Annotated in this window: 13 protein-coding genes and 1 other RNA gene; 7 read left to right on the forward strand and 7 right to left on the reverse strand. The window is 59.6% G+C overall.

What is annotated here, in order from left to right:
* Nucleotides 1-126 precede the first annotated feature (126 nt).
* From HBN54_RS13220 to HBN54_RS13230, 3 genes are all read right to left on the reverse strand, one after another.
* Complete coding sequence (locus HBN54_RS13220; RefSeq protein WP_168673682.1) at nucleotides 127-831, reverse strand: carboxypeptidase-like regulatory domain-containing protein; 705 nt, start codon at nucleotides 829-831, stop codon at nucleotides 127-129.
* 115 nt (nucleotides 832-946) lie between these two features.
* Entirely contained in the window at nucleotides 947-1,618 is a 672-nt protein-coding gene (locus tag HBN54_RS13225; protein WP_168673683.1) for a BAR domain-containing protein, read from the reverse strand.
* 184 nt (nucleotides 1,619-1,802) lie between these two features.
* Entirely contained in the window at nucleotides 1,803-3,029 is a 1,227-nt protein-coding gene (locus tag HBN54_RS13230) for a metallophosphoesterase (protein WP_235955523.1), read from the reverse strand.
* Nucleotides 3,030-3,169: 140 nt separating this feature from the next.
* Here HBN54_RS13230 and radC point away from each other — a divergent pair, with 140 nt between their 5' ends.
* Nucleotides 3,170-3,913 carry a RadC family protein gene (gene radC, locus HBN54_RS13235; RefSeq protein ID WP_210428055.1) on the forward strand — a complete coding sequence of 248 codons (744 nt, stop codon included), beginning with the start codon at nucleotides 3,170-3,172 and terminating at the stop codon, nucleotides 3,911-3,913.
* 233 nt (nucleotides 3,914-4,146) lie between these two features.
* Here the strand turns inward: radC and HBN54_RS13240 are convergent, their stop codons facing one another.
* The 3 genes from HBN54_RS13240 to ssrA form a co-directional block, all read right to left on the reverse strand.
* Nucleotides 4,147-4,497, reverse strand: coding sequence for a hypothetical protein (locus HBN54_RS13240; RefSeq protein ID WP_168673685.1), 351 nt, complete (start codon nucleotides 4,495-4,497; stop codon nucleotides 4,147-4,149).
* Between the two features lie 211 nt (nucleotides 4,498-4,708).
* Nucleotides 4,709-6,826 (reverse strand): glycoside hydrolase family 97 protein, encoded by a 2,118-nt coding sequence (locus HBN54_RS13245; protein WP_168673686.1) that lies wholly within the window; start codon nucleotides 6,824-6,826, stop codon nucleotides 4,709-4,711.
* A gap of 102 nt (nucleotides 6,827-6,928) precedes the next feature.
* Nucleotides 6,929-7,301: a transfer-messenger RNA gene (gene ssrA, locus HBN54_RS13250) on the reverse strand.
* A gap of 311 nt (nucleotides 7,302-7,612) precedes the next feature.
* Between ssrA and HBN54_RS13255 the strand changes: the two genes are divergently transcribed.
* The 4 genes from HBN54_RS13255 (at nucleotide 7,613) to HBN54_RS13270 (ending at nucleotide 15,091) form a co-directional block, all read left to right on the forward strand.
* The gene (locus tag HBN54_RS13255) at nucleotides 7,613-9,727 is read left to right on the forward strand and encodes a DNA polymerase III subunit gamma/tau (RefSeq protein WP_168673687.1); all 2,115 of its coding nucleotides are present in this window, start codon (nucleotides 7,613-7,615) and stop codon (nucleotides 9,725-9,727) included.
* A 275-nt stretch (nucleotides 9,728-10,002) separates the two neighbouring features.
* On the forward strand, nucleotides 10,003-12,966 hold the full coding sequence (locus HBN54_RS13260; protein WP_168673759.1) for a M16 family metallopeptidase: 2,964 nt from the start codon (nucleotides 10,003-10,005) through the stop codon (nucleotides 12,964-12,966).
* A gap of 203 nt (nucleotides 12,967-13,169) precedes the next feature.
* Nucleotides 13,170-14,435 (forward strand): NADP-dependent isocitrate dehydrogenase, encoded by a 1,266-nt coding sequence (gene icd / locus HBN54_RS13265; RefSeq protein WP_168673688.1) that lies wholly within the window; start codon nucleotides 13,170-13,172, stop codon nucleotides 14,433-14,435.
* 245 nt (nucleotides 14,436-14,680) lie between these two features.
* Entirely contained in the window at nucleotides 14,681-15,091 is a 411-nt protein-coding gene (locus HBN54_RS13270; protein ID WP_168673689.1) for a hypothetical protein, read from the forward strand.
* A gap of 562 nt (nucleotides 15,092-15,653) precedes the next feature.
* On the opposite strand, the gene HBN54_RS13275 is transcribed toward HBN54_RS13270, so the two are convergent.
* Entirely contained in the window at nucleotides 15,654-17,054 is a 1,401-nt protein-coding gene (locus tag HBN54_RS13275; protein ID WP_168673690.1) for a mercuric reductase, read from the reverse strand.
* A 162-nt stretch (nucleotides 17,055-17,216) separates the two neighbouring features.
* Here HBN54_RS13275 and HBN54_RS13280 point away from each other — a divergent pair, with 162 nt between their 5' ends.
* Together HBN54_RS13280 and HBN54_RS13285 are read left to right on the forward strand one after the other, a co-directional pair.
* The gene (locus HBN54_RS13280; RefSeq protein WP_168673691.1) at nucleotides 17,217-17,951 is read left to right on the forward strand and encodes a hypothetical protein; all 735 of its coding nucleotides are present in this window, start codon (nucleotides 17,217-17,219) and stop codon (nucleotides 17,949-17,951) included.
* A 9-nt stretch (nucleotides 17,952-17,960) separates the two neighbouring features.
* Entirely contained in the window at nucleotides 17,961-18,617 is a 657-nt protein-coding gene (locus HBN54_RS13285; protein WP_168673692.1) for a hypothetical protein, read from the forward strand.
* Nucleotides 18,618-18,646: the final 29 nt, after the last annotated feature.

The raw sequence follows: 18,646 nt of genomic DNA on the forward strand, positions 1-18,646 counted from the left end.
ACGGTCATGCCGAGCGCAGCCGAGGCATCTCGCGTGCAGCAGTAATCCATCCAATCGACAGGTTTACTATTGCATGCGAGATGCCTCGGCTGCGCTCGGCATGACGTTCTTCATTCCCACTGGCTCTCACGGCTGGTAGCCGCGATTATCCAAGAAGGCCTTGTTGTACTCGGCGCGGGCCTTGCGGGCTTTTTCGGCGCGCTGCTCGGCTTCAATCTGCTCCATTTTGCGGCGCTGCTTGCCCTCGCGGGAGAACTGGTCGTAGAGCAGGCTCACGGGGCTGGCGATGGTGGGGATGGGCGCTTTGGGCGCGGTCGAATCGACGGCGAAGAGCGGCTTGGGCTTGGGCGGGCGCTTGGCCCCGCTCACCACTGGCGGCGCGGGCCGCTTAACATTGCGCAGCGCCCGGTTGATAATGGCGCGGTCGGGCCGGTCGCTCACCACTTGCACTTCGCCCAGGCGCACACTGTCGCGGGCCAGCTGAATGCGCACCACCAGCTGCGACAGCCCCGTGCCGCCCAGCGCCATACGCTGCGTCTTATAGCCCAGGGCCCGAAACTGGACGGTATCCGTGGGCAGGGCATCGATGCTGAAATCGCCGGTAGTGGTGGTTACCACGCCGCGCCTGGTGCGCAGCACCTGCACCGTGGCCCCCGGAATGGGCAGCCGCGTCTGGGCCTCCGATACGCTGCCGCTCACACGTATCGGTTGCGGCGCCTGGGCCTGGGCCGCGCCGGCCAGCAGCGCCAGGGCCATGAGCAGGCCCCAGGCCCGCCCGCCGGGACGTTCGGTGCAACTAACAATTAACCAATGCGCTACGAATTCAACCATCTTACTAAGCCACTTCCATTTCGAAGTACTACCTACAAAGTAGCATCCTGTAGAGCAAAAAAGAGCCCACACCGTGGCGGCGTGGGCTCGAAATCATTGAAAAAAAGGCGCAGAATTATTTCTGCTTGATTTTTTCGCCGTCAACGGGCTTGAGCTTGATGGTGCCGTCGTCGCCAGCCATTTTCAGCTTGTTGCCTTCGGCATCCTTCATTTTCACGTCGCCGTCGCTCTTCACCTTAATCTTGCTGCCGTCTTCCATCTTGGTCTTGCCGGTTTCCATGGTGCTCATGGTGCCATCGGTGGCAGAGGACGTGGTGTTGTCGGCCGGGGCCATGCTCGAGGCGTCGTCCTGGTAGTTGCTGTCGTCGTAGGTCGAGCGGCTCGACTCGTAGGCCTGGTACTGAGTGGGGTCGGTGAATACAGTTTTAAACTCTTCGTCTTCGGCCATCATGGCGTTGCGGCGGTCGGCGGCCATGCCGGTGGTGTCGGAGGCGTACTTGGTGCTCATGTCGTTCATGCGCTTGTAACGGTTCACGTACACGGTGCGGATTTTGGTTTTCGTGGCTTCGTCCGAGATTTTCATGTCGGCTACCATTTTATCGGCAATGCGCTGGGCGCGGGCCTCAATCTGGGCGTCGGTCAGGGGCGTCATCGTGGTGGTGGTCGTCGTGGTCGTGGTGGCCATCCCATCGGCGGGGGCGGTGCTCACTTCGGTGGTTTTTTCCTGCGAGCAGGAGGCCAGCGAAAGGGCGGCAGCGCCCGCGAGAATCAACAGGGAATTTTTCATGACAAACGGAGGGATAAAAGAAAGAACCATTGTTGGTTTGGGGGCGCTTTACGCCAATGGCACGGCTGGGGTTACCTGACAGGGAATGAAGAACGTCATGCTGAGCGCAGGCTCAGCATGCCAAATGGCGTGGTAGAGATGCTTCGACTGCGCTCAGCATGACGTTCTTTTTTTGTTCAGACGCTTACGCCCGGCGCAACTCAAACACCGTGATTTCGGGCAGGAAACCTACCCGCCCCGGGTAGCCCAAAAAGCCCAGGCCCACGTTCACGTACAGCTTCTGGCGGCCCTGCTCATACAGCCCGGCCCACTGCTTATACACGTATTTCACGGGGCTCCATTTCAGAAAGGGCAGGTTCACACCGAACTGCATGCCGTGGGTGTGGCCGCTGAGGGTGAGGTCGATATCGGGGTAGTTGAGCACCTGCGCTTCCCAGTGCGAGGGGTCGTGCGAGAGCAGGATTTTGAAGGGCGCGTCGCCGCTGGCGGCGTGGGCCTGAGCCAGGTTGCCGTGCTTGGGGAAGTTGGCGTGGCTGCTCCAGTTCTGCACGCCGAGCACCGATATTTTATCGGTGCCGCGCGTGATGGTGTGGCTGGTGTCATTGAGAAGCGTCCAGCCAATTTTGGCGTGGTTCTGCATCAGGCGCTCCAGGTTGGCACGCTTGTCGGCGGGGGTTTCCCAGGCCACGTAGTCGCCATAGTCGTGGTTGCCGAGGCTGGAGAAAATGGGCAGCTCCGACTTGATGCCCGCGAGGGCCGGAATGTGCGGCTCTACCTCGGTAGCGCGGTTGTTCACCAGGTCGCCGGTCATCAGAATAAGGTCGGCGCCCTGGCGGTTTATCATGGCCACGGCCCGCTCCAGCGGCTCCGTCGAGTTGAAGCTGCCGGTGTGCAAGTCCGAGATTTGCAGCACTTTAAAACCGTCGAAGGCCGGCGGCAGGTTGGGGTAGCGCAGTGTCACGCGGCGCACCGTGTAGTCGGTGCCGCCCTTCACCATGCCCCACAGCAGCGCAAAAAACGGAATAGCCCCGATGCCCAGCGCCAGCTTCGCCAAGAATTCGCTGCGCGGAATAGCCGCCACGTCCGTGCCCGCCGGGCGGCCGGTCGAGCTCATTGCCCAGCGGCCCAGCCGCGTCACGTCTTCCAGCAGCAGCGGGATGAACATAATAAGCTTGGCCCCCAGCAGCAGCACGGGCAGGCTCATGAGGTAGCTTTTGAGCTGAATATTACCCGTTTGCCGGGTCGAGCCGGCCCAGCCCGCAATCATCCAGCTGCCCACCGTGAGCAGCCAGTAGCTGATGGCCGCCGCCCGCCGGACACCGGGCGAAAGGTGCTGCACCACCGTGCGTACTGCCTGATAACCATACCATTCGGCCAGCACCACCACGGCCAGCACTAACCATAAAACCAACGGATTTCGCATAAAACCTTTACAAATTCGAATTACACTGCCGCGCAATGTTGCAGCCACAGCTTCCGGGCTTAAACGCGCCCGGCTGGCTTTTGCTTTACATTTAATGCACTTTTTACATTCTACCGCCGCCCCACCGCATGGAACCCACCGACCACCTGCCCCAGCCCGACGCCGCTGCCCCAGCCTACGTGGCCCCGGCCGCCACCGGCATCAAGAGCTGGGCCGAGGACGACCGGCCCCGCGAAAAGCTAATGGCCAAAGGCCGCGCCGCCCTCTCCGACGCCGAGCTGATTGCCATTCTGCTGGGCTCGGGCACCACCAAGCTCTCGGCCGTGGATGTGGGCATGCTCATGCTGCAAGGCGTTGGCAACGACCTCAATGCCCTGGCCCGCGAGAGCGTGAAGCAGCTCTGCCGCCACCCCGGCATCGGCCCAGCCAAGGCCATCACGATAGTGGCCGCGCTGGAGCTGGGCCGCCGCCGCAAGGAGGCTGACGCCGCCCCGCGCACCACCATCACCTGCTCGCGCGACATCTACAATCTGATTCGGCCAAATCTGATGGACCTGCCGCACGAAGAATTCTGGGTAATCCTGCTGAACCGGGCCAACGTGGTGATGCGCAAAACCGCCATCAGCCGGGGCGGCGTGGCCGGCACCGTGGCCGACCCCAAAATGATTTTCAAGGAAGCCCTGGAGCAGCTGGCCAGCAGCATCATCCTGGTGCACAACCACCCCAGCGGCAACCGCAACCCCAGCGCCACCGACATTCAGCTCACCAAGAAGCTCAAAGAAGCCGGCAATTTCCTGGATTTACCCATTCTCGACCATCTGATTTATTCCGACCAGGGCTATTATAGCTTCGCCGACGAGGGGATGCTGTAATTCGATAGCAGACTATAAGTCTTGATAATCAGTTAAGCGGACGTGGACGAACTCCATGTCCAATGGTATAGGAAACTCATCTCCTAGCCGACTTTCGTAAACTTTGATTTGTAAACGAGTTTCTTAAACTCGGCACACGACATGAACAGCCGTTCCGAACGCTCGCGGAAGTTACAAGGCGTTTGGTTTAGCGGTTCACTAGAAGGAGCGTTTAAACGAGCAACTCCATGTTCTTACTTATCGGGTTGAAGGTTTGCGCATTTGTGGGCGTCATACCATCGCAACCAGCGCTTTTTGTCCTTCAGGAATAACTCCATGTTGGCGTACCCAACTTCATAATTCAGTACCGGGCCCATCGGCACGGCGGTATGCGTTTCGAGGAACGCCATGGCGTCCAACATTTCATCTGGCCCCAAGGTGTACACCTCCGCCCCGGTGTTGCGCTCGCGTGTGTAGGTTTCCACGACGTCAACGTGGTGAAAGAAGGCACGTTGGAAGGCCGGATTTTCCTGGCAACTGCGGCCACTATTCCCGTGCGCACACGCGGTAATTGCAAGGGCAAAGCCGGCGAAAAGCGCCTTCATAAGGGTAAGGACAGAATGCGGTTTCATGCTGGTTTGGGAAAAAAGGCCACCCGTAATGTAGCGTGATTCCGTTCATTCAAACGGTGGTTTAAGCTACAGCCGCAACTGGTGCTGCTAGCTACCGGTGTGCAGAAAAAAGCTCCCTGCCAATTAGCAAGGAGCTTTTTTAGGAAAAACAAAGTGCTATTATCGCGTCCGTTAGCGCCAACCACTACCGCGCCTCCACCACGCTGATGGCGTAGCCGCCGCCCGGCGCGCAATACTGCGCCAGCTTGGTCTTGCGCGTCACATTCATTTTGCGGATGGTGTAGGCCTGCGGGTTGGTTTCGTAGTGCGCGTCCTTGGCGTCGGCGTAGATGGTGGCCACGTACTTTTTGCCGGGGTCGAGGAAGCTCAGGCTGATGTTGGAGGTGCGGCCGTTTTCATCGCAGGTGCTGCCGATAAACCAGCTGCTCTTGCCCTTAGCCTTGCGGGCGATGGTGATGTAGTCGCCGGGCTCGGCTTCGAGCACGTGGGTGTCGTCCCAGTCCACGGCTACGTCCTTGATGAACTGGAAGGCGTCGAGGTGCTTATTGTAGTTTTCGGGCAGGTCGGCGGCCATTTGCAGGGGCGAGTACATGGTCACGTACAGGGCCATTTGCCGCACCAGCGTGCTGTGCACGAAGGACTTGTTGTTGGGATTGAGGACGCTGATTTTCGTCTGGAAAATGCCCGGCGTGTAGTCCATCGGCCCGCCGATGAGGCGGGTGAAGGGCAGGATGGTGGTGTGGTCGGCGTTGTTGCCGCCGAAGGATTCGTACTCCGTGCCCCGCGCCGCCTCGTTGCCGATGAGGTTGGGGTAGGTGCGGGCCAGGCCGGTGGGGCGCACGGCCTCGTGGCCGTTAACCATGATGTGGTGCTTGGCGGCGGTTTCCAGCACGTAGTTGTAGTGGTTAATCACCCACTGGTCGTAGTGGTGGTGGCCCAGCGGCACGATGTCGCCCACGTAGCCGGTTTTCACGGCGTCGTAGCCGTACTTGTTCATGAAGGTAAAGGCCGAGTCCAGGTGCCGCTCGTAGTTGCGCACCGAGCCCGACGTTTCGTGGTGCATTATCATCTTCACCTTCTTGCTGGCGGCGTACTGCTGTAATTCCGTCACGTTGAAATCGGGGTAGGGCGTCACGAAATCGAACACGTAGTCCTTGTGCTTGCCGAACCAGTCTTCCCAGCCGGTGTTCCAGCCTTCCACCAGCACCGCGTCGAAGCCGTGCAGGGCGGCGAAGTCGATGTATTCCTTCACGTGGGCCGTATTCGCGCCGTGCGTGCCGTTGGGCTTCACCTTGGTGTAGTCGATGGAGTCGAGCTTGATGTTGTCCATGTTCGTGTACGACCACGAGCTTTTGCCCGTAATCATCTCCCACCACACGCCCACGTATTTCACCGGCTTTATCCACGAAGTGTCCTTGAATTTGGTGGGCTCGTTCAGGTTCAGCACCAGCTTCGACTCCAGAATATCACCCGCCTTGTCGCTCACAATCACCGTGCGCCAGGGCGAAAGCGCCGGCGTCTGAATCCGGCCCTTGTCACCCACCGCGTCGGGCGTGAGGTGCGATTCCAGTACGAAATTCTTGTCGTCGAGCTCCAGGCTCATGCACGAATAATCAATCAGCGCTGCCTCGTGGATGTTGATGTACAGCCCATCCTGGCTCTTGAGCATGAGCGGCGTCTGCACGCCGGTGGGCGAGAAGGTGGTTTGCGAGGCGTTGCCCGTTACGGCCGCTTTCATTTTGCCGCGCACTTCCGACAGCTTCGACGTCACGGTGCTGTACTCCTGCGTGTCGTAGTCGCCGGGCAGCCAGAAAGCCTTGTGGTCGCCGGCCAGCGCAAACTGCGTACGCTCCTCCTTAATGGTGAAATAATCCAGCTTGGGCTGGCGCGGAAACTCGTAGCGGAAGCCCAGGCCATCATCAAACACCCGGAACCGCACCCGGATGCTCCGGCTGGTGGCGGCCTGCGTGAGCGTCACGGCCAACTCGTTGTAGTGGTTGCGAATGGTTTTCACCTCGCCCCACACCGGCTGCCAGCTCTCGTCAAAGGTGCGCTGCTTGGTATCGGCCACGGCAAAGCCGCTGATGAGCGAAGGCGTGTCTTTCAAATCCAGGCCCAGCTTGCTGGCCTTGATAACATCGCGGCCCTTGTAGGTGAGGTGGTACGTGGGCACGCCATCGCCTTGCAACGCAAATTGAAGGGTCAGTTGCCCATTAGGCGATTTGATGGTTTGGGCCTGGGCCGTGTTCCAAAGCAAAGCCAGGCAGCAAAGCGCCAGCAGCTGGCGGGTATAGTTCAGCATCGCAGAGTGGGGAAAAGTAGTGGAAGTAGCTTGTGCAAACGGTTGATTCCGGTCCGGTCTGAAAACCGAAAAACCCCGCCTGCACCAGGCAGACGGGGTTTAAAGTGGAGATGCAGGGATTCGAACCCTGGTCCAGACAAGGAAATCAACGTGCTTTCTACGTGCGTATCCAGACTTGGATTTTCATGGTATTCCAGGCGTCAGTCAGGCCTTTGAAATCCCCCTAGCTGCAGTTGGGTTTCGCCCCCGAGTCACAGCTCCTCGAAGGCTATTTTCTACTTACGACGCGCCGAACTCCCAGGTGTAGAAACTTACCCAGGCGGCACGATGGCAATTACCTAATTCTGAACTAGGCAGCCATGGCGTACGAATAGTCGCCAGTTGATTGTTGATAGATTTTTTGACAGGAGAGCTTCCATCAACTCCTGGCACGCTTACCCGCAATTTGCGCAAGCTGTCAATTCCGGTCATCCCCAAATGGTAAAGAACGAGTCCCGATTGGCCGGTTAGGGCCAGACGGGCCGCGAAGGTACGCGGTGAAGTTGAAACGATGGGGAAGGAGGGAAGGTTTCCGACGGGTTGGGTGTTTGAGTTGCATCGGAGTTGGAAAAAAGAACGTCATGTCGAGCGCAGCCGAGACATCTCGCTCGGGGTAGTAATCTAAATCGGGCAAACGATGCGAGCGAGATGTCTCGGCTGCGCTCGACATGACGTTCTGATAACCTGCTGATAAGCAAAACCGCTTCCAAAGCCGCCCATTTCTGGGTAGCTTTGTAGATAGAACTTATGGATAATTTCGTCGTTTCGGCCCGCAAGTACCGTCCTTCCACGTTTCGCAGCGTGGTGGGGCAGCAGCACGTCACCACCACGCTGCAAAACGCCATTCAGAGCCAGCACCTGGCCCAGGCGTTTCTGTTTTGCGGCCCGCGCGGGGTGGGCAAAACCACCTGCGCCCGCATCCTGGCCAAAACCATCAACTGCACCAATCTTTCGGCTGAAACCGAAGCGTGTGGCACCTGTGCCTCCTGCGTGGCCTTCCAGGAAAATGCCTCCTTTAACGTCCACGAGCTAGATGCGGCCTCGAATAACTCGGTCGAAGACATCCGCTCGCTGGTGGAGCAGGTGCGCTACGCCCCGCAGGCCGGCAAGTACAAAATCTACATCATCGACGAGGTGCACATGCTCTCGAACGCGGCCTTTAATGCGTTTCTGAAAACGCTGGAAGAGCCGCCGAGCTACGCCATTTTCATCCTCGCCACCACCGAGCGGCACAAGATTATCCCCACCATCCTGTCGCGCTGCCAGATTTTCGATTTCAGCCGCATCAAGGTGGAGGACATGCGCCAGCACCTGCGCTACGTGGCCACCCAGGAAGGTATCACCGCCGAAGACGACGCCCTGCACCTGCTGGCCCAGAAGGCCGACGGCGGCCTGCGCGATGCCCTATCGATGTTCGACCAGATGGTCACTTTCGGCGGCAACAACCTCACCTACAAAGAGGTGGTGCAAAACCTGCATATTCTCGACTACGACTACTACTTCCGCCTAATCGAGAGCCTTCTGACCGAAAACCTCTCGGCCGCCCTGCTCCTGCTTGATGAAGTGATGCAGAACGGCTTCGACCTGCACAACTTCGTGGTGGGCACCGCCGAGCACCTGCGCGGCCTGCTGGTGTGCAAAGACGCCGTAACCGTGCAGCTGCTGGAAGTGTCCGACGGCATCAAGCAGCAGTACGTGCAGCAGGCGCAGGCCGCGCCGCTGGCCTTCCTGCTCTCGGCCCTCAACCTCATCAGCCAGTGCGACCGCGAGTTCAAGCAGGCCAAAAACCAGCGCCTCCACGTTGAATTGGCGTTGATGAAGCTGGCTTACCTGAACGGGGCCGTGCAGTTCGTCCGCGAGCTAAGCCCCGCCAGTAACGGCGAGGCTAAAAAAAAAACTAGCAGCCTAACCGGTGGAGGCGAAGCCGCAGCCGTTGTCTCGGCCCCCGGCAGCAACGGCCACGCCCAACCCGCCCCAATAGCCTCGCCAACGGCCATAACCCCAGCTGCTTCCGCTGCTCCGGTTTCGGCGGCTTCTTATGCTGCCCCGGCGGCTTATGCTACAGAATCGCCGGCCGCGCCTTACGTAGCTGCGCCGCGCCCGGCGGCCGCGCCTACGCCGCTGCCCATGCCGGCCGGCGCACCCGTGGCCACCGGCCCCGCCCCGGCCGATGGTCCCGACCCGCTACCCGTCGAAAACGGCGTGGAGGAATTGCACGACACCCCCAGCATTGAGGCCGACCCGGATGCTGCCATCACCGAGCGCCACCAGATGCGCGACACGCTGCCGCACGTCGAAATCGGCGTGCCCAGCTTTGAGGGAATTGAGCCCGCGCCGCGCCCCTCACCGGCCGCTGCCTTCGCTAAAATCCCCAGCCTGGCCAGCAAAATCCCGAGCCTGAAAGACCTGAGCAGCCGCTCGGCCGCTGCCGCCAGTAAGTCGGCCCAGGACGCAGCCGCTCTGGCCGAGCCGCAGTCCACCGGCGGCCCGCTGGCTCCCGTCGACCCCGCGCTGCTACAGCGCGTGTGGAAGGAAATTGCCGAGGAGCGCCGCGCCCAGGACCGCATGAGCGAATTTTGGGTCCTGAACCGCCCCGTTACGGCCAATGCCGAGCACAGCATCGAGCTGGCCGTCGACAATCCTATCCAGATTGACCAGTTCAACGACATGCGGGTGGAGTTCCTGGCTGACCTGCGCCGCCGCACCGGCCATCCGCGCCTCAACGTGCAGCCCGTGCTCACAGTGGCCGCCCCCACAGCCAAACGGCTCTACACCACCTCGGATAAGTTCGAGTACCTGGCCGAGCGGTTCCCCGCCCTGCGCGAGGCCAAGCAACGCTTGGGCCTAGAAGCCGACTATTAGAACGAGTAGGGGCGGGGTGGTACCCAGTAGGGCTTGTCCCCGTCCGCCGTTCGCGCCGAAGCAACGATTCAGTTCAACGACGGGCGGGTACGACCCCGCCCTGCTTCCCGCAAACGATTGGGGAAGCCTCTCATTGCTGCGCCAATCAGCAGTTGGCCCTGGGAAAACCTTGCAAGATAAGACGAAATTTTGTTTTTTATTCCCCTATCAGCCAGCTACCTTTGTTTTTTGAACCCCCCAGCTACCCGCCTGCGACATTCGTGAAAAACAACTTTTTGCTGCTATTTCCTGCCCTGGCGGTACTGGGCCTCACCACGCAATGCCAATCGAGCAAGCCGGCTGTTGCTGCTTCCGCAGCCGCCAGCGCTGCGCCGGCTGCCGCGCCCCTGGCCGCCAAGGAATACCGCTACGAATCGGTGCCCGGCGACCCGCTCGGCGTGCGGATTTACAAGCTGGATAATGGCCTGACGGTCTATCTCTCAGACTACAAGGATGCGCCGCGCATTCAGACCTACTTGGCCGTGCGGGCTGGTTCCAAGAATGACCCCGCTACTGCCACCGGCCTCGCGCACTACCTGGAGCACATGGTGTTCAAGGGCACTTCGAAGCTGGGCACGCAGGACTGGGCCAAAGAAAAAATAGAGCTTGATAAGATTGAGGCGCTCTACGAAGTGTACCGTGGGCAGCGCAACGATGCCGCCGCCCGCAAGCGCACATACCACCAGATTGACTCGATTTCGGGCGTGGCCGCTACCTACGCCGTGCCGAATGAGTACGATAAAGTAATGGGCGCCATCGGCGCGAAAGGCTCCAACGCCCACACCTCGAACGAGGAAACGGTGTACCAGGAAGATATTCCCAGCAACCAGCTGGAGAAGTGGGCGGCCATTCAGGCCGAGCGGATGCGCGAGATGGTGCCGCGCCTGTTCCATACCGAGCTGGAGGCTGTGTACGAGGAGAAAAACCGGGGCCTGGATTCCGATTTCAACAAGGAGTTTGAGGCGCTGAATGCCTCGCTCTACCCCACGCACCCCTACGGCACCCAAACGACCATCGGTACGATTGAGCACCTGCAAAACCCGTCGATTACGGAAATTAAGAAGTATTTCGGCCAGTACTACGTGCCCAATAACGTGGCGCTGTGCCTGAGCGGCGATTTGGATTTCGACCAGACCATCCGGCTCATCGACAAATATTTTGGGGTGATGCCGAGCAAGCCGGTGCCGGTTTTCAACGCGCCGGTGGAACAGCCCATTACGGCCCCGATTACCAAGGAAATCATCGGGCCGCAGTCGGAGAATGTGATGATTGGCTACCGCCTGCCGGGCAAGGCCTCGAAAGATGCCGTACGCCTGCGCATGCTGGACAAAATCCTGACCAACGGCCAGGCCGGCCTCATCGACCTCGACCTGAACCAGCAGCAGAAGGTGCTGGAAGCCGCTTCGTTCACCGACCTCAACGACGACTATTCCACCCACGTCATCTATGGCACGCCGCGCGCGGGGCAGAAGCTGGAAGACGTGAAGGCGCTGCTGCAAGGCGAGCTGGCCAAGGTGAAAGCCGGCAACTTCCCCGACTGGCTGATTCCGGCCATCATCAACAACGAGAAGCTGACGCGCACCAAGAGCTACGAAAGCAACGAGGCCCGCGCCAGCGCCATGTACGAGGCGTTTATCGAACGCATCGACTGGAAAGATTACCTGCAGCAGCAGGACGATTTCGGCAAAATCACGAAAGCCGAAATCGTAAAATTCGCCAACGACAACTACGGCGAAAACTTCGTAACCGTGTTCAAGCGCACCGGCGTCGACCCCAACAAGGTGAAGGTGGTGAAGCCCGCCATCACGCCCGTGCCAGCCAACCGCGACGTGGCTTCTGCCTACTACAAGCAGCTCACGGCCCTGCCAAGCACGGAGCTGGAACCCGTGTTCGTCGACTACAAGAAAGACATTCAGGAAACGGAAATCAAGCCCGGCCTGCCGCTGTACTACACCCACAACGCCGAAAACGGCCTGTTCAACCTGTCCTACGTTTTCGACCTGGGCAAGAACAACGACCCGCGCTGGGGGCTTGCCGCCGATTACCTGCAGTACCTCGGTACCGGCAAGTACACCGCCGCGCAGTTGCAGCAGGAGTTCTACAAGCTGGGCTGCTCCTTCAACGTGAGCAGCGGCGCCGACCGCATTTTCGTGACCCTCAACGGCCTCGACAGCAACCTGGAGCCCGCATTGCAGCTGTTTGAACAGCTGATGGCCGCGCCCAAGCCCGACGCCACCGCCCTGAAAAACATGGTAGCCGGCGTGCTCAAGCAGCGCCAGGACGCCAAGCTCGAAAAGCGCGTGATTCTGAATGCAGCAATGGTGAGCTACGTGAAATACGGCCCCAAAAACCCCTTTACGAATAATCTGAGCGAGAAAGAGCTAAAGGCCCTGAAGCCCGAGCAGCTCACGGCCCTGATTAAGAAACTGGAGACATACCAGCATCGGGTGCTGTATTACGGGCCGCGCACTGAAGAGGCAACTGTAACTGTACTTAAAGCAGAGCATAAAACCCCCGCCAAACTCACGCCCGCTCCGGCGGCCAAAGACTTCGCCGAGCAGCCCCTGAAAGACAAAAAGGTCTACTGGGTGGACTACAACATGGTGCAGGCCGAAATCTTGTTCCTGACCAAGGGCGACCTATATAGTAAGGAGCTGGCTCCCACGCTGGCGCTCTACAACGAGTATTTCGGCGGTGGCATGGGCAGCATCGTGTTTCAGGATTTGCGCGAGAGCAAGGCGCTGGCCTATTCGGCCTACTCCGGCTACAACAGCGCCGACAAGCTGGGCCGCTCCAACTACAACCTGAGCTACATCGGCACGCAGAGCGACAAGCTGCCCGAGGCCATGGCCGGCATGGAAGCCCTGCTCACCGAGATGCCCGTGGCCGAAGCCAACCTGGAAATCGCCAAAAACGCCATTCGCAACAGCATCAGCACTGAGCGCATTACCAAGGGCAACATCCTGATGAGCTACGAGCGCGCCAAGCGCCTCGGCCTCGACTACGACCTGCGCCGCGACGTGTACGCGAGCACCCAGAAAATGACGTTTGATGAATTGAGGAAGTTTCAGCTAGCCAAGATTAGCGGACAAAACCAGGTTATTCTGGTTATTGGTTCGAAAGACCGGCTCAACTTCAAGGAGCTGGCCAAGTACGGCCAGGTGCAGCAGCTCACGCTGAAAGAGATTTTCGGGTACTAGGCAACGGTACCGTCCCAGGGGGCACCTCACCCCCCTAGCCCCCCTCTCCTTTGGGAGAGGGGGGGACTAGTTTCTGGCCCAGGCTGGAACAGTTCTAAGGCTAGAAATTAAAAGACCAAAAGCTAGTCCCCCTCTCCGCAAGGAGAGGGGCTAGGGGTGAGGTGACCCGCCTGAACATTAACTAAAAACACTACTTTACCCACATGGCAGAGCAAAAAATCACCATTAAAAACGGCAAGCTGACCGTTCCGGACAAACCCACTATTCCCTTCATCGAGGGCGACGGTATCGGGCCGGATATCTGGCGCGCCTCCAAACTGGTGTTCGACGCCGCAGTGGAGAAAGCCTACGGCGGTAAAAAGCAGCTGATGTGGAAGGAAGTGCTGGCTGGCGAGAAAGCCTATAAAGCCACCACCAACTGGCTGCCCACCGAAACCCTCGACGCATTCCGCGAATACCTCGTGGGCATCAAAGGCCCCCTGACTACGCCCGTGGGCGGCGGCATCCGCTCGCTGAACGTGGCCCTGCGCCAGGAGCTGGACCTGTACGCCTGCGTGCGCCCCGTGCGCTACTATGACGGCGTGCCCTCGCCGGTGAAGCACCCGGAGCTGACGGATATGGTCATCTTCCGCGAAAACACGGAGGACATCTACGCCGGCATCGAGTACATGAACGGCACGCCCCAGGCCCAGAAAATGCTCGAATTCCTGCAGGACGAGATGGGCGTGAAGAAAATCCGCTTCCCCGAGTCGTCCTCGTTCGGCATCAAGCCCGTGAGCAAGGAAGGCACCGAGCGCCTCGTGCGCGCCGCCATCAAGTACGCGCTGGAGCACAAGAAACCCTCGGTGACCATCGTGCACAAGGGCAACATCATGAAGTTCACCGAAGGCGCGTTCAAAACCTGGGGCTACGAGCTGGCCGAGAAGGAGTTTGGCGCGAAGGTGTTCACTTGGGCCCAGTACGATAAAATCGTGGCCAAGCAGGGCGTGGCCGTGGCCGACGCGCTGCAAAAGCAGGCCGTGGACCAGGGCAAGCTCATCATCAAGGACAGCATCGCTGATGCTTTCCTGCAGCAGATTCTGCTACGCCCCTCGGAGTACTCGGTGGTGGCCACCCTGAACCTGAACGGCGACTACATCTCCGATGCGCTGGCGGCTATCGTGGGCGGCATCGGCATCGCGCCGGGCGCCAACATCAACTACAGCACCGGCCACGCCATCTTCGAAGCCACCCACGGCACGGCCCCCAAATACGCCAACCTCGACAAGGTGAACCCCGGCTCGGTTATCCTCTCCGGCGTGATGATGCTGGAGTACATGGGCTGGAAAGAAGCCGCTGCCCTCATCAACAAAGGTCTCGAAGCCGCCATCGCCAGCAAGCGCGTAACCTACGACTTCGAACGCCAGATGGAAGGTGCCACCTTGCTCAAAACGAGCGAATTCGGCCAGGAAATTATCAAGAATATGTAGTAGCTTGGCTGCGGCCTAAGCACCAACAGAAACCCCCGCGTCGGCTGCAAAGCTGGCGCGGGGGTTTTGGTTTAATATTCAGACTGGCCATGCTCGTGATAAATGGGTAATTACCAAGAACAAGCCGTGCGTTAGCAGAAGCAGAATGAATAAAAAATGCGTAATCGGGCTATCGGTCGCGTCTAGTTAACTTCTTCCCCATGAAAATGCTCTTGCTACCTTGCTTTATCCTTTTGACTCGAGCCATGAGCATTCAGGTCCAGGTATCGGTGGTGGTAAACCCCGACGGCACGCATACTGTGGTGCATCAGAATGGCAATACCACCGTGGCAGTGAACCCGGATGGCACGCACTCGACCTTGATGCGCAACGGCAATATGGCCATTATCACCTACCCCAACGGGACCACCTCCACGGTTATCAACCCGGAAAGCACCCCAACGGTGATAGTAAACCCGGATGGCACGCACAGCACGCTACACCGCAACGGCAACACCACGGTGCTGGTCGGCCCCAATGGCAAGCACCGCACAATGGTCGAAAACGGCAACACCACCTTCCTAATCGGACCCGACGGCCGCACGCGTACCATCCTGCGGGCCGACAGCACCCGGTATCCCTTCTTCCCCTGGTCTTTCGGCAAGCGCCACAAATAGCTGTGAGCGTGCATGGAGTGGGGTTCCAGCCCCATTCCATGCACGTAGCCATCTCCCTGCGCTATGCCCCTGGCTTCAGCCGCTGGAACGCGTTGTTCAGTACTTCGCCCCATATCGGGGCCAGAATTATGTTTTCCAGCCCCTGCTGGCGCGCGTCTGCGACGCGCTGCCCGCTGGATTCGAGCCTGTGGCTCGGGCACTGAACAACGGGGCCAAACAGAACCACAACCCGAGCCGCAGGCTCGAATCCAGTCGGCAGCGCGTCGCAGACGCGCGCCAGCGCCACACAAAAAAGGGTGCCCACGCTCGGCGCGGGTGCCTTTCTCTATTGCCAAACGACTCCACGAAACCTAAGCCGCTTTCGGACCTTTCGTTGTGGCTGTTACTCCCCAAACTGGCGCGAGTTTAGCGCAGCGTAACTCGTGACCAAGCATGCCGGGGGGCTGAGCCTCCCCCGGCCGCGCCGATAGAAACCGGTAGCATCGTTCTACCGGGCGATTTGAAAACTCGCATCATAACCGGCACGAGTTACGCTGCGCTAAACTCGCGCTAGCGCCGCCAACTACTCCCCCGGTTTCAGCCGCTGAAAAGCATTATTCAGCACCTCACCCCACACGGGGTGGGCAAGAATCATATTCTCTAATTCCTGGTAGCGCAGGCCGCCCGCCATGGCCAGCTGGAACATGGTCATGATTTCGCCGCCCTGTTCGCAGAACACGGCCGCGCCCAGCAGCCGGTCGTCGTCGCCCACCAGCACCTCCACGAAGCCCTCGGTTTCGCCCGTTTGCACGGCCCGGCCGATGGTGCTGGCCGGCAGCCGGCTTACGCGGTAGGGGATGCCTTTTTCCTTCGCTTGGTTCTTCGAGAGGCTGATGCGGCCCAGCTGCGGCTCCGTGAATACCACGTAGGGCATGGGCCGGCCTTCGGTGGTACGCTGGCCGTTGTGCAGCAGGGCATCGCGCACAATGCGGTAATCGTCGTAGCTGATATGGGTGAATTGCGGGCCGCCCTTCACGTCGCCCAGCGCGTACACGCCGCGGGTGCTGGTTTGCAGGCGCTCGTTGGCTTCAATGTAGCCGTGTTCGTCGAGGGTGATGCTGGTGTGCTCCAGGCCGAGGTCGCTGGTGTTGGGCGTGCGGCCCACGGCCACCAGCAGGTGGCTGCCGCGTAGGCGGCGCTCGCCGTCGGGCGTGTCCACCGTCACGGTGAGAGTACCGTTGGCCCCGCGCGATACGCGGCGGGTGTTCGCATTCAGCACCAGCTCCACGCCTGATTCGGTCAGCAACTCTTCGAGCGGGTGGCTCACGTCGGGGTCTTCGCGCGACATCAGGCGGGGCTCCTTATCGATGATGGTGACGCGGGTGCCCAGCCGACAGAACATCTGGCTGAACTCAACCCCAATGTAGCTGCCGCCCAGAATGAGCAGGTGCTCGGGCTGCTCCGTCAGGTTCAGCAGGAGCGAGTCGCTGGTGAGATAGCCGCTGTCGGCCAGTCCTTCAATGTCGGGTACGGCGGCGCAGGTGCCGGTGTTGATGAAGATGAGCGGGGCCGTGAGGTGCTGCTCGCCGCCGCCCACCAGCGCCACTTGCAGCGAGTGGGGAGCCGTGAACTGCGCCCGCCCCCGGATAAGCGTAATGCCGTCGTGAACTTCCGTAATCTTGCGGTGGAGGCTGTCGCGCGAATGCTGGCGCAGCGTCTGCATCCGCTCAATTACGGCCCCGAAGTTCACCACCGGCTCAGGGGCTTCAATGCCCAGCGCGCCCGCCGTGCGCACGAGGTGCGCCCGTTGCGCCGAGGCCAGCAGCGCCTTGGTGGGCGCACAGCCGTAGTTGATGCAGGAGCCCCCCAGAAAATCGCTCTCGATGAAGGCCACGCGGCGGCCGGCGGCGGCCAGCGCGTAGGAAAGGGGCGTACCGGCCTGGCCGGCCCCAATAATGATGGCATCAAACGAATCAGCAGGCATAACGGGCGTGGCGAAGGAGATTAATTATGCCCTTACATACGGCCCGGCTTACGCGCGCGACTGAGCTCAACCCAGGAAATGCGGGAGAATGTCGGGCGGAAACACGAAATTGCCGTATCAGGCGTTGCCTGTCCTCATTCCTGCCCCGCCTCGCCCCGCTGTATGAAGCATTTGTTGCGTCTGATTTTCTTAGCTGTTTCCTCAGGCCTCACGGGCTGCGCCTCGCTGTATTTTCCGCCCCCGCCCCACGCGCCCATGCTCACGCACCAGGGCGAGTTCTACGGCACCGTAAGCACCAATCAGCACACCAATTATGCCCTGCAAGGGGCCTACGGCCTCACCAACCACCTGGCGGTAGCCGGCACGTTCTCCTCGTTGCACCGCAAAAAATCCGATAAAACCGAGAACATCGACTTCGGCGAAGCCAGCCTCGGCTACTTCACCCGCCTGCCCGACAAGCGCGTGCTGGAAGTGTACGTGGGCGGCGGCGGCGGGGCCACCGAGCGCATCGAGCGCAATGAGGCCCAAATCACCAGTCGCACCCTCGATGGCAGCCTGTCCAAAGTATTCGGGCAGGTTAACTACGCGCAGAAAAAACGCAACAACCTGCACCTCTTCAACCGCGACTTTCCGCTCACCTACGGCGTGGCCATGCGCCTGAGCTACATGCAGCTCAACAACTTCAAGATTGACGGCATGGCCGCGCCCGGCGAAAGCAACGTGTTTTTCGAGCCCATCACCTTCACCCGCACCCAGATTGCCGGCCCGGTGCAGCTACAGCTCATCAGCGGCCAGATTTTCGGCTTCCGCAGCAACAAGTACCTTAAAGCGGCTAATTCGGTGTTTCAGGTGGGCATTGTGATTAATCTGGACAAGAACACCACGCTGAACGAGTAGGCTTATTGTATGGATGTCGAGTTGGTTCCCGTGTTGGAAATTCCCATAATGGCGCAGAGGCGGCTACAGGAAATTCAGCGCCCACCTGCTACTTTCCAGCAAAACCCGATTGAGTGGGATGAGTACCAACGGCAACTTTTAGTAACGGCGGGATTCTCCGATTACCAGCGCGTAATTCAAGGTTGCAGTTTCGTGCGTGCTGACCAATGGAGCCTGACGGACTTAAGGATGCTGGTGCAGAATCATTTGGCCGGTGATAAGGAACCAATTCCCATAAAAGAGTCGTGCGCACTGTTTGGCGGATGCGTCCTTATCGTGGATGGCGTGCCGGTATTGGTGCCGCAGTGTTGCAGCACAATCGCTGATTTTGCCAGTTGGGAGGCAGTACTAACGCCACAGTTTACATCAGGGCCATTTTGCCTTGAAGGTCACCCAGGCCCAGAAGCGGTGAAAACCGATACCCGACTTATAATAACATGCGAAGACCAGGATGAAAGTTTCGACCAACCCGCGCAACCAAAAATAGAATTGGAAATAGTTGCTTTAGCTTTTGCCACGGAGCAGGCAAAGCAGATTATGGACGCGTTGTCCGATAAAATTGATTTCCTATCTACTGAGTTAGGCGTGGCAAAGGCTTCTCATTTTCTCGTTTGGGGAAAATCATGAAAAAAGGCCTCAGCATTAGCTGAGGCCTT

Source organism: Hymenobacter artigasi (assembly GCF_012275535.1).
GTDB lineage: Bacteria > Bacteroidota > Bacteroidia > Cytophagales > Hymenobacteraceae > Hymenobacter > Hymenobacter artigasi.